At 40.7% G+C, this 12,452-nt stretch carries 10 protein-coding genes; 5 read left to right on the forward strand and 5 right to left on the reverse strand.

Annotated elements, in window-relative coordinates; translation table 11 throughout:
- Nucleotides 1-37: 37 nt before the first annotated feature.
- Genes cysS through lgt form a run of 3 tightly spaced genes read left to right on the forward strand, consistent with a single transcriptional unit; the run spans nt 38 to nt 2,681 of the window.
- Nucleotides 38-1,510, forward strand: a complete 1,473-nt coding sequence (gene cysS, locus ACOVQQ_RS00605; protein ID WP_421816495.1) for a cysteine--tRNA ligase — start codon at nt 38-40, stop codon at nt 1,508-1,510.
- Nucleotides 1,504-1,737, forward strand: a complete 234-nt coding sequence (gene yidD / locus ACOVQQ_RS00610) for a membrane protein insertion efficiency factor YidD (RefSeq protein WP_421816506.1) — start codon at nt 1,504-1,506, stop codon at nt 1,735-1,737. The genes cysS and yidD overlap by 7 nt, the downstream gene beginning before the upstream one ends.
- 5 nt (nt 1,738-1,742) lie before the next feature.
- Nucleotides 1,743-2,681, forward strand: a complete 939-nt coding sequence (gene lgt / locus ACOVQQ_RS00615; RefSeq protein ID WP_421816496.1) for a prolipoprotein diacylglyceryl transferase — start codon at nt 1,743-1,745, stop codon at nt 2,679-2,681.
- A 217-nt stretch (nt 2,682-2,898) separates the two neighbouring features.
- Here lgt and ACOVQQ_RS00620 read toward each other — a convergent pair whose 3' ends face one another.
- From ACOVQQ_RS00620 to ACOVQQ_RS00630, 3 genes are read right to left on the reverse strand one after another with little or no spacing between them, the layout of a single operon-like run.
- Nucleotides 2,899-3,348 carry a hypothetical protein gene (locus tag ACOVQQ_RS00620; protein ID WP_421816497.1) on the reverse strand — a complete coding sequence of 150 codons (450 nt, stop codon included), beginning with the start codon at nt 3,346-3,348 and terminating at the stop codon, nt 2,899-2,901.
- Between the two features lie 5 nt (nt 3,349-3,353).
- Complete coding sequence (locus tag ACOVQQ_RS00625; protein ID WP_421816498.1) at nt 3,354-5,141, reverse strand: TonB-dependent receptor; 1,788 nt, start codon at nt 5,139-5,141, stop codon at nt 3,354-3,356.
- Nucleotides 5,142-5,146: 5 nt separating this feature from the next.
- A complete protein-coding gene (locus tag ACOVQQ_RS00630) occupies nt 5,147-8,170 on the reverse strand; it encodes a tetratricopeptide repeat protein (RefSeq protein WP_421816499.1) in 3,024 nt (1,007 codons plus the stop codon).
- A 177-nt stretch (nt 8,171-8,347) separates the two neighbouring features.
- Between ACOVQQ_RS00630 and ACOVQQ_RS00635 the strand changes: the two genes are divergently transcribed.
- Together ACOVQQ_RS00635 and ACOVQQ_RS00640 are read left to right on the forward strand one after the other, a co-directional pair.
- The gene (locus tag ACOVQQ_RS00635) at nt 8,348-9,031 is read left to right on the forward strand and encodes a cell division ATP-binding protein FtsE (RefSeq protein ID WP_421816500.1); all 684 of its coding nucleotides are present in this window, start codon (nt 8,348-8,350) and stop codon (nt 9,029-9,031) included.
- On the forward strand, nt 9,031-9,747 hold the full coding sequence (locus ACOVQQ_RS00640) for a glycosyltransferase family 2 protein (RefSeq protein ID WP_421816501.1): 717 nt from the start codon (nt 9,031-9,033) through the stop codon (nt 9,745-9,747). Before ACOVQQ_RS00635 ends, ACOVQQ_RS00640 begins: the two co-directional genes overlap by 1 nt.
- A 563-nt stretch (nt 9,748-10,310) precedes the next feature.
- Here ACOVQQ_RS00640 and ACOVQQ_RS00645 read toward each other — a convergent pair.
- Together ACOVQQ_RS00645 and ACOVQQ_RS00650 are read right to left on the reverse strand one after the other, a co-directional pair.
- Complete coding sequence (locus ACOVQQ_RS00645; protein WP_421816502.1) at nt 10,311-10,916, reverse strand: hypothetical protein; 606 nt, start codon at nt 10,914-10,916, stop codon at nt 10,311-10,313.
- A complete protein-coding gene (locus tag ACOVQQ_RS00650) occupies nt 10,907-12,133 on the reverse strand; it encodes an AAA family ATPase (protein WP_421816503.1) in 1,227 nt (408 codons plus the stop codon). The genes ACOVQQ_RS00645 and ACOVQQ_RS00650 overlap by 10 nt, the downstream gene beginning before the upstream one ends.
- Nucleotides 12,134-12,452: the final 319 nt, after the last annotated feature.

The following is a 12,452-nucleotide window of genomic DNA, read 5'->3' on the forward strand; positions in this document are numbered from 1 at the left end:
ATAACTATTTTTGGACAGGTTTTTTTATTTATGTGCCATGACGAGAATTCATCATCTTAAAATCTACAACTCACTTACCGGTCAAAAGGAAGTATTCGAACCCATTCACGAAAATCACGTCGGAATGTACGTCTGCGGACCAACCGTCTACAGCAACGTCCACCTCGGAAACGTGCGCACATTCATGTCGTTCGATGTCATCTTCCGCTACCTTAAATTCCTCGGATATAAAGTACGCTACGTCCGAAACATTACCGATGTCGGACACATTGTCGATGATGTCGACGACGGCGAAGATAAAATCGCTAAACGCGCCCGACTCGAACAACTCGAACCCATGGAAATCGTACAGAAATATACGGTCGACTTCCACACCATTCTTTCCAAATTCAATTTCTTGCCGCCAAGTATCGAACCTACGGCAACCGGACACATCATCGAACAAATTCAAATTGTTCAAGAAATTCTCGACAACGGCCTCGCATACGTAAGCAACGGTTCCGTGTATTTCGATGTTTTAAAATACAATGAATCAAAACCTTACGGTATTCTCAGCGGAAGAAATCTAGAAGATATGATCTCAAATTCGCGAGATCTAGACGGGCAAGACGACAAAAAAAATGCCGTTGATTTTGCTTTGTGGAAAAAAGCCGAACCCGAACACATCATGCGTTGGCCTTCACCGTGGGGCGACGGGTTTCCGGGCTGGCACCTCGAGTGTACCGCAATGAGCACCAAATATCTTGGAACGCAATTCGATATTCACGGTGGCGGAATGGATTTAAAATTCCCACACCACGAATGCGAAATCGCCCAAAACGAAGCTGCTAAAAATCACGCTCCCGTAAAATATTGGATGCACGCCAACCTCCTTACGCTCAACGGTAAGAAAATGGCAAAATCTACCGGAAACAGTATACTTCCAGGCGAAATCCTGAGCGGCGACAACAACATTCTCAGCAAAGCTTTTTCTGCGGCGGTTGTTCGGTTTTTCATGCTCCAAGCACATTACCGCAGCATACTCGATTTTTCCGACGAAGCGATACTCGCGGCCGAAAAAGGTTTTAATCGCTTAGTCGAAGCAGTTGCCACTTTAGACAAAATCGAAGCAGCAAACCTAAGTACTTTCGACGTTAAATCGTGGATCGAACAAGGCTTGCAAGCCATGGACGACGATTTCAACACGCCTATTCTTATCGCTAATTTATTCGAAGCCGTAAAAGTGATTAACAGCTTGGCCGAACAAAAAACAACGCTTACCGCTGCCGACCTCCACGAGTTTAAAACCTACATTCACGCTTTTATCGAAGATATTTTAGGTATCGAACTCGAATCAAAATCTGGGGCCAAAGACGAACTCATTCCGCAGTTAATCGATTTACTTATCGCACAACGCAATCAGGCGCGTGCCGATAAAAACTGGAAACTTTCAGACGAGCTGCGCGACAATTTGTTGCAACTCGGTATCGAACTCAAAGACGGAAAAGACGGAACTACTTATAAATATTAGTGAAACTGCTGGTTCAAATACTCATCCTGCCGGTTCGCATCTATCAAGTGCTCATTTCGCCTTGGTTTCCTGCGACCTGCCGCTTCGAACCTAGCTGCTCACATTACATGATTCAATCGCTAAAAATTCACGGACCGTTTCGCGGCCTTTTCCTCGGACTCAAGCGTATCAGCTCTTGCCATCCCTGGGGAAAATCGGGCTACGATCCCGTTCCACCACCAAAATAAAAAATATGACCACACTCGGAATTACCTGGAATCCGTCCGAAGGAATCGACCTCGGATTTTTTATGATTCGTTACTACAGCCTCATGTTTGTAGTTGCCTTCTCTCTCGGATATTACCTCACTAAAAAAATCTTTATCCGCGAAGGCGAAAGCATCGAAAACCTCGATTCGCTGTTTGTTTGGACTGCCATTGCAACGCTCGTAGGCGCACGCCTCGGACATGTGTTTTTTTACGACTGGGACGTGTACAAACACAAGCCGCTCGAAATTTTTCTACCCTTCCGTTTTGATCCGTTCGAATTTACGGGATTCAGCGGTCTGGCCAGTCACGGTGCGGCTATCGCCATCGTTATTGCCATGTTTTTCTACAGTAAAAAAGTTATCAAACGACCCGTTTTGTGGATTCTCGATCGCATCGTTGTTGCCGTAGCTTCCGGAGCCATTTTCGTTCGTCTCGGAAATTTCTTTAACAGCGAAATCTACGGACACCCAACTTCCAGCAGCAACTTTTACGCAATTCGTTTTGTAAAAGACGACGAATTTTGGTCCGATAAAAATCCGCTGGAACTCACGCAGAAAAGTTCTGTAAAAGAAGCATTTAACGCTGTGGCAACCGACCCCAAGTTTCAACCCATTCTCGATCAAATTCCTTTTCGTCACCCGTCGCAACTGTACGAAGCGTTTGGTTATATCTTTGTCTTCCTGACACTTTACTACGCGTACTGGAAAACCGGCGCCCGCAACAAACCAGGTTTATTACTCGGTATCTTTCTCGTTTTCTTGTTCACGGTGCGCTTCATCGTCGAATTTGTGAAAGAAAGTCAGGGCGGTTTCGAAGGCGAAAACCCGATTCTTTCTACCGGTCAATGGCTTAGTATTCCCTGCGTTGTCATCGGTTTAATCTTGATTTTCACCGCAAAAAATCGCAATACGCAAAACGGCTAAGGCTTATTTTTTTGGGCAAGCCCTGCCGCTGTTTAGTGGAAATTCATACCGCGGCAGGTCGCGCTTTTGCTGCAATTCTCAACAAAAAAAGCCGTTCCGGTAGTGGCTGCGTCGGCTCATAAAATCGCCACCGCAGCCAAACCGTCACAGGCTTTTTTTAGTTGTTCATTTCCGCGCCAATCGCTCTTGCGGAAAATCGTTACCGAAAATCACATATTTAATACAATTCGAGAATTTGATACGATACACCATTTACAGAAAAAGTATCGCCGGCTTGCTTTCCTAAAACCGCTTCGCCAATAGGCGTTTCTGGAGAAATACCAATTATTTGATGTCCGGCTATTTCAGTCTTTGGCAACGAAACGCCGATAAAAATCTTAAATGAGTTAAGAAATACCAAACTTCCCAAACCTAAACGTTGATGTACGGCTGTGGCGTCTATAGCTTTCAAACGTAAATATTGCTGTTGCAACAAAGCTACTTGTTTGTTGATGCGTTCTTGCTCCAATTGCGCCATCGAAACGGCCGTTTCGTGCTTGTCGCCAGCACTGCTTTTTGCATCTGTTTGTTCGCCAGCTGCCAACGCTTGAATCATGTCCGAAAACGCGTCCATCTTGTCTTGCAACAACTGCAAGTGGTAATCCTGATACTGCTTTTTAATCGACATTCGAATTAAAAATCGAACTTATAAGTAGCACCTAACAACACCTGAAAGCCCGTAACCGGATGGTTTAACCAACGCTGGTAACTTTGATTAGCAATGTTGTTCAATCGCAAAAAGGCACCTAATTGTTTGTTGTGGTCGTATTTCAAATAGGCATTTACATCAAAAAAAGAGTCGAGCGTTTTCTTCTCATCGCCTATGCTAATAAACTCCGGATCGGCTTGAATGTCGGTACGTTCTCCAACAAAAAACACCTTACTTCCACCCGACCATTTCGACGAGAATTTAAAATCGATTGTTCCAGCCAACTGAATTTCTGGTAAATTATATGCTTCGTCGAGTGTATCGGTATTGTATGTTGCGAACGTTCCGTTTACACCAAAACGAATCGCTTCCGATAAATCAGCGTTCAATTCACCATAAAACGACAAGGTTTTCAACTTATCATACGCAACCGAAAACGAAGTTCCGTACAAATACGGTTCGTTGCCTGGCAGCACATCATACGAATTGGCTACAAAAAACGGACGGTTTTCTTCGACACTGTACGACCCGCGCACGTTAAAGCTTACCGTACTAGCTAACTTTCCTTTCAAACCTCCGTAAAAATTATACGGATTTTCGGTAGGAGCTAAACGTAGAGTTGGCGACAAAAACGGATTCAAATTCACTAAATCTCGGTACGAATTCTGACGCAATTCGCCTTCTGCACCTGCGTAAGCAATCATCAAATCGCCAACAATTCGGTAACTCGCACGGATTTTCGGAAACAAGAAAAAACGCGATTTCGTTTCCAAATCTAAACCCGACAATCTGTTTTTCGATTCAGCTAAATACGTAATTCCAACACCTAAATCCACATTAAAATCGTCTTTCGCAAACTTAATCGAAGGCGAAGCGTTTAAAATTACATTTGCATTTTCGTTGCTTCCTGGAGCAAACGTAACTGGAAACTCCGACGGAAAGGCATTTTCAAACGTAGCCGACAAATAATCTACTTTAAAAGAGGTATTTAATTGCACGCCTGCCACATCAAAGCTCAACTCTGGTTTGAAAACAAAGCGGTTCTCGGCACTGCCAAAGGCGTCCCAAAAGCGTGTAAATCGTACATCGCCACGATTAAAAATACCCGACGTCGTCTTTAAATTTCCACCCAATTCAAACTCATTGTACGTTTGCAAAGGATCGATACTGCTAATCAATGATTCACGCTGGGTTTCCGTTAAACTCGTTCCGAAAAAATCGGGTAAACCGTACCAATTGTAACGTTGATTTCTAAATCCAAGATCAACTTTATAATCAAACGTTTCGGCTGTATTTCCGTACAAAAGGCCCAAACGCGTATCCATAAATTTACTGTCGAGTTCCGTATCTTTAATATCGGCATTCTGCGAAACATGCGATAAATTCCCCGAAACAAAATCCGTTTCGCCAACGTTTTCAGTAATATACAATTCACCGTTTACAGCGGCGTAATTTCCAAAACCTAAAGCGGCGTAATTCTTATAGGTTTTTTCAGCTTCTTCCGCTTCTACTCCTGCGGCTTTTCCTTTCGCCGGTGCGAATGTTGAAGCTACCGGAAACGAAAATATACTATACGTAATCGTTTCTTTAGCACGTGTTTCTTCGTCGTCGATCACCGGAACTTCTTTCACTTTAAATGCATCTGAAAGTGTCGGTGTGTACGGTTTTACTACGTTCACCACTTCGGTTCCTAAATCTTTATCGTCTTTTTGTGCCGAAACTGCAGTGGTAAATCCAGCGAATACGGCTATATATATCAATTGTTTTTGCATGGTTCTTATTCTTTAACAGATGAATTTGTTTTAGCTTCTTCTGCCGTAATTTTCTCTAATTCTGCTTTTGCTTCAGCAGTTACATCTTCAAATTCTGTGAAATTCTTAACTACATTTTCAAGAATGTACGTAGCGTTAAAACTGTCCTTCAATCCGTAGAAGTTCTTCGCCATAACTACCAGTGCTTTCGCACCGTAATAGCGATAACCGCTGTAATCTTTGGTTAGCTTTTGAACCGCTTTGTTCGAATCTTCAAACTTGCCTTCTTTATTTTTGAAATACACATCGTAGTACAACGCTTCGGCTGCTAATTCGCCTTTGGCAATCGTTTGCAATTTGGCATAAGCCGCTTTGGCTTTTACCTCATCGCCACTTTGAAACGCGGCACGAGCAATGATAATTTGTGCATCGGCTTTTACTTTATCTTCAATTTTTGGATTTTGAAGTACCACTTCAGCAGCGCTAACTGCTTTCGGATATTCCTTCAAATTGTAATAGCTTTTCATCAAATTCGCTTGTGCAAAAGTTTTGTTCTGCGGATAATCGGCGGCGTCTTTCAACTTTTCCAAAACCGGAACTGCCTTTGCATACTGCTCGGCTTTCAAATACGTTTCCGACAAACGAACTAAGGCTTGTTCGGTAAATTCATTTTTAGGCTGATCGATCACGTATTCGTAATTCGGAATGGCATTTTGTTCCAATTTATCGGCGTAGTACAACTGACCCAAGTAAAAATTGGCTTTCAAAGCACTAATTCCGTTCGGGAATTTCGCCAAATAACCGGTAAAACCCGAAATGGCTTGTTTGTTGTTTCCTTGCAAATACTGCTTTTCCGCGGCAGCGTAAGTATCGTTATCCAATTCGGCATCGGTAACTTCCACAAAACTCAAGGTTTTTACCCAAGCTGCGTACTCATCAATTCTTCCTGAATCCAAATAAATAATTCGGGCTGTACTTACGGCTTCCAAAGCTTCCGAAGTACTCGGATAATCGGCGGCAACTTTTTTAAACTTCGCCAATGCCAAATTATCTTTATCGGCATTGTAGTACACCAAGCCTTGTTTTAAAACGGCTTTGGCAGAATACGTTCCGTCTTTGTAATCGGCAAGCAATTTGTCGTATGTCGCTACAGCTTGTTCGGTTTTTTTCTCGGTTAGATACGTATTTCCAAGCTCGTACAAGGCATCGTCGCGGTATTGCGACTTCGGATATGTCGATACAAACTTGCTCAAGTCTTCGATTTTACGATCGTTTTTAGAAACAAATCCGTAGCTAATGGCTTTTTGAAACGCTGCGTAATCGGCATCCACACCTTTTAAATCAATGGCTTTGTTGTACGCATCCATTGCCGGCCAGTATTTCGCAGATACAAATCGGCTGTCGCCCAAACGTAAATACGCGTCGTTTAAACGAACTTTATCCGTGTTGCCTTTTGTGGTAAATTGCTCGAAATAGGTTCCGGCTTGTTCGTATTCTTTCAACTTAAAATAGGCGTATCCTAAGTTGTAATCCAAATTCTTGAACTCCGGCGTTTCTTTCGCCGCGGGAAGCGACTGAAATTCTCTAAAACTCAACAAACTCTCGTTGAAACGATCGAGTACATATTGCGTTTCTCCTTTCCAAAACGTAGCACGAGCGGTAAACTTGGCGTCGCGTGGTTCGTTAATCGACTTTTCAAACATCGATAACGCTTCCTGATAGTCGCCGTCGGTATATAATTCCAAACCGCGGTAAAAAGTAACTTTTTGGTAGGCATGTTTGTTGGCGAAACTTTTATTGCGTTCCAACAATTCCAAAGCACCTTTGTAATTTTTCGAGGTAATGAACGAGTTTATCAATAAAGTTTCGATTTCCGGCTTGTTCGGATTTGTGGGATATTTCTGCAAGAAGCCGGCTAAAACATCGGGAATCGGCTGGTAAGAATTCCCAATCTCATAACTCAATTTCGCATAATTCAAATACGCATCTTCCTGAATTTTCAAATCAAATTCCATTTCCGAAGCGTTCTTAAAAGCGTTCAAAGCCTGTTGCTTCTTGTCGGTTTTCAGATAGCTTTCTCCTAAATGGTAGTAGGCATTCTGACTCACAAAGTCGTTTCCGTTGATGATTTTGTTAAACTGACCGATTGCATTTTCGTAGTCTTTTTGCTGGTAGTACGCATAGCCTAACATGTAATAATCGGTATTCGACCATTTGCCTTTCTTGCCTTTGTACGCCGATAAATACGGAATTGCCTCTTGATATTTCTTCAGATTAAAATAGCTTTCGCCGATAATTTTATTTAATTCCGACTTCTCTCCGGCAGTCGATTTCGCCATAGCGCGGTTTCCTTCTTCAATAGCTTTTTCAAACTTTCCTTGCTTAAAATTCATATCGGCTTGGAAATACGACATTTTTTCTTTGTAACGTTCGTCGTCGCCAACTTGTTCGAATTGCCGTGTAGCTTCTTTATAATCTTCCGATTCGTAGGCGATAAAACCTAAGTAGTACTTGGCTTGCTTGCCGTAGGTTTTCGAATTCGCCACACGATTAAAGTACTTTTGCGCTTCTTTCTTATTCTTGGTCACAAAATAGCAATAGCCTTTTTGGAAAGAAAAACGTTCCGAATCGTCGGCGCTTAACGTACCTTCATCTACCTTATCAAACCATTCCAAAGCTTGTTCGTAGTTGCCGGCATTGAAGTAATAGTGCGCCACTTCGGTGTACGCCTCGTTGTGCTTACTGCTGGTTGGAAACTCTTTTAGGAACTTCAGAATCTTGGCGTCGGCGCCGGGTTGCTGCAACTTTACGGCAGAAATCGCTGCGTAATAGGAACAGTCGGCTGCAAGATCCGATTGCCGGTCGGCGTCGGGAAGCGCTTGATAAATGTTGTCGAATAGAATCGACGCGCTTTGATACTGCCCGGCTTGATACAGTTGAATAGCCTTATCAAAATCGGCGCGATTGTGCGTGAAAATGGCTGTTTTTTGCGCTACTGCCGTCGAAAAAAGGAAGACGAACAGCAATGGAATGAATGTGCGTATACGCATTGCTTAAACTTTGTTTTAGATGGTCAAATATATCAAATTGGCTATAGTGAGAACGAGCGTAAACGAGCATTTAGTATAATGATATCAACAATTGAACTAACAATTTAAGTCGGAAATATTATTTGAAAGACGCGGCTAAACTTCTTACTTTTACCCACAACTAAAGATAAAAACGAAATGGCTTCATCTGTTGTGCATTTGCAGAACGTCAGTATATTCCAAGACAAGCGTGCAGTTTTAACCGACGTGAATTTAGACGTCAAGCAGGGCGACTTCCTATACATCATTGGGAAAACGGGCTCGGGAAAATCGAGTTTAATGAAAACGCTCTATGCCGATTTGCCGCTGGAACAAGGTGAAGCGCAGATTGTTGACTTCAATTTGAAAGGTTTAAAAGAAGCAGATATTCCTTTTTTAAGACGAAAAATTGGTATCGTTTTTCAAGATTTCCAACTCCTACCCGACCGAAATGTGTATGAAAACATGCATTTTGTGTTGCGTGCCACAGGTTGGAAAAACCCGAGCGATATGGATGCGAAAATCGATGAAGTACTGTCGCGTGTTGATATGCAAGCGTTTGCTAAGAAAATGCCGCATCAGTTATCGGGCGGCGAGCAGCAACGTGTGGCTATTGCCCGTGCTTTGCTGAACGATCCGGAACTGATTTTAGCCGACGAACCTACGGGAAATCTCGATCCGCAAACTTCTGTGGAAGTATTGGAAGTCTTGCGAAAGATTAATGCCAACGGGAAATCGGTTATTATGGCAACGCACGATTACGCTTTGTTGCTGAAATTTCCGTCGAAAACGTTGAAATGCGAAAACGGAACCTTGTTTGAAGTGGTACAACGCGCCGTATAATGCAGGTTTTAAGTGTTTTAATTCCGGCGTATAACGAGGCCGCTACGGTTGAGGCGATACTCACAAAAGTTGCCGAAGCTACCTTGTTTCCAGAAATTAGTTTGGAACTGATTATTGTAAACGATGCCAGTTCCGACGGTACCGAACAACGTGTAGCCAACTGGATAAGCGCCAACCCGGAGGTTCGTGCCCGCTTGGTTAGTCATCCGAAAAATCGCGGTAAAGGCGCGGCCATTCGAACCGGAATTGAAACGGCAACGGGCGATTTCATCATTGTACAAGACGCCGATTTAGAATACGATCCGAATGAGTTTACTATACTTTTGAATCCGATTTTGCAAGGTCATGCCGATGTGGTTTACGGCTCCCGATTTATGGGCGGAAAACCCCACCGCGTCTTGTTTTTCTGGCATACCATTGGAAACAAATTCCTAACGTTTTTATCGAATATGTTTAGCAATTTGAACCTTACAGACATGGAAACTTGTTACAAGATGTTTCGTGCTGAAAAGTTGAAATCGGTTTCGTTGCAGGAAAACCGTTTTGGGTTTGAGCCTGAGGTTACAGCAAAAATTGCGCGCATTCCGGGCATTCGAATTTACGAAGTGGGCATTTCGTACTACGGCAGAACCTACGCCGAAGGCAAAAAAATTAACTGGAAAGACGGCTTCCGAGCCATTTGGTGTATTTTAAAGTACGGCGCGTTTAAGAGTTGAGGGTGGATTTGCTTTCGATTAGCTAAGATTGCGAACAAGAAGGAGCACAATGTTTCGCAAAGTTTTTCACAGCAAACACTAAGTTATTTTTTTATGGCGGCATTTCGTGCTGTTCGTTGCAATAAAATCTTGCAGCGGCAGTTTCGGCTATTTTTCGCCCAGCTTCCGTTGGTCGCTAGCTAAAAATGCCTCCACAATCCACTGCCACGCTTTTATTTTCACTGCCATCACGGCCGCGAAAATCGTTACCGAAGGGAATTGGTTTAAAATTGGTTGTTTTTTGTAATCGATTTTTCTATTTAAGACAGTTTGGTTTAATGGGAAGCTTCCATTATCGCTTACAAAGAGCTATTCTAACCCCTCTAAAATTTGCCAATTACAACTTGAACTAAAAAATAAGGCACTCTAAAATCGCTTCTAAAGAGGTCTTTTTCTGTTCAGATTTATATTTTTTACTTTTTAAAAGAGGTTGTGCAATGGCTACGTGTGTTACCAGTAGGCCTTTTAAGCTGTCTTATGGTTTATTTGACTGCTGATTATTTACGAGTATTCTTTAATTTAACTTAAATGGTTATACTATTATGTCTTTCAAATTCAACGCCAATTTTATCTTTTAATATTCTTTTCTGTAACATTTCACTTGTAGCAAGCCCTGTATGTAAAGTATTTACCAAAATAGGCTTTACTATTTGACTAGCTAGATGTGGATGATGCTCTTTAAAACTTAAAATAGTTTCTTCAAATTTTCCTCTTGCATCTTTAATCCATTCACTTGGTTTTTTTGGACGTTTTTTTATTTCAATAAAAAGTATCTTAGAATCAAATTGTAGAAAACCTTCGCACCTTTTTATTAATTCTGTACCAATATTGTCCGATGAAAATTGAGCCGCTGTTCTTGTTTCATCATCTAAATTATAAGTGCCAGTTCTATAAATTGGAACACACCAATCTACCGCTTTAAATATGACATTGACGCCTGAATTATTTACAACAGTTAAGTCCCAAATCGTAGGATCTACATTGTCAACCCTAGCAGGTGTGCTATTGCCACCGTCTTCATCTGTAATTCCAAATCTATCGTTAGGGATGTTTGTTAAACAAGGAAGTGGATATGTTGTACAATTACCAGCTGGATTTGCACAAGGAGTAATAAAAAAATCTACTGGCATAAATCTTCAATGTCTAAGAGTTTAGAAAATTCATCATTTGATTCGGCTAAACCAATATTTAAATAATTTTCATCAGATGGAAGACCTTTATATGTTTTTAGTTTCACAATCTGCCCGTTCTTTTCATCTAATTGGTAAACAACTAAATCATCACCATTCAAAGTGGAATTTAGGGGAACAATTTTATTTAATTTAGACGCAAGTTCTTCAGTGTTGACATTATATTTTAACTTATTTGCCTCAACAGCTAATGTCAAGTAATTTATTAAATAAGGGCTATGAGTTGTCATTACCAACATATTACCTTCGTTTATAGAGTTGAATTCTAATAAACTGTTTAATATACTTCTCTGTGAGGAAGGAAAAAGATTTTGTTCAGGCTCTTCCACAACATTAATAAAACAATCGTTTTTTGTAACTGATGATAATAATTCAATTGCTTGATTTCTGATTTCTTCTGTTAAATTATCGTTTCTAATTAAAGAAAGAATGCGTGTTCTTAAAGTCTGCATTTCTTCCAAACTAACTTTACTTATTGAATTATCACTTATTCGGTCAATTCCTTCTGCTAGATTTTTTGATACTAGAAAAAGAGGGATTGAAGATTGAAGCCCACTTGAAGCTTCGTAAAGAGGTAAGTCGTAATCATCTCCAATAATTTTAGAAATTCCCTTTTTGTTATCGTGAGAAAAACGTAAATTGTTTATAGGTAAATATAAAAAGTCAATTAACTCATTTTTTGAACGTTCAAATTCCTCTAAAAATGTATAAAGTGTTTTTGGTAAGTACTTTAATTTTTCAGGCTGTGCAACAGCACTTACAAAATTCCTCTCTGCAGGAACATACATGATTTTAGGAACTAAATATTTATGACCTTTTACTTCGTCAATACTTAGTCTACCATTTTTATAATGAAATTTGTATGCTATTCCTTCGAATTGGATTTCAGTTTCATGATTGAAATAGTTTTTTAAATTCTGATATTCACAGTAGTAATTTTCAAATTTTGATTTTCTTGTAACTTCACTCTTTTTTACTAGCTGTTTATACAAGGCTTTTTCAATCCATGTAAAAGTTGAAATTAATTTTGCTATTGTACTTTTACCTGAACCCTGATTTCCAATAAAAACTGTAACTTTTTTTATATCAAACCAACCATCATCTTCTTGATAGCCTTCTTTTATTGGTCCAAAATTCTTTATTTTTATTTTACTCATTTTTTATTTATTCATTCAAAATGTTTCTTTGTCAAATTTAGATTTAATTTTTTATGTCACAAAGTCATTAAATATGTGTTTATTAAAGCTTGTCGAAATTTTTTAAAGTCATTCGAGTACGTCGGTAATCAGGCTTACTGGTAACGGTTGGCGGCTTTGCGTTCGGGCGGGATTTATACCACTGCAATTGATACGAAGAACGACAGTTCAAATATAGCAAAAAGCGTCAAACGTAGCACTGAACCCCGCCTGACGCAAAACCGTTGTTAGCGGTTCGGGCTTTATTTAGCCATTGAATAGACTCTTTTCGTATTGCAGT

The sequence above is a fragment of the Flavobacterium sp. genome, assembly GCF_049240005.1.
Lineage (GTDB): Bacteria > Bacteroidota > Bacteroidia > Flavobacteriales > Flavobacteriaceae > Flavobacterium.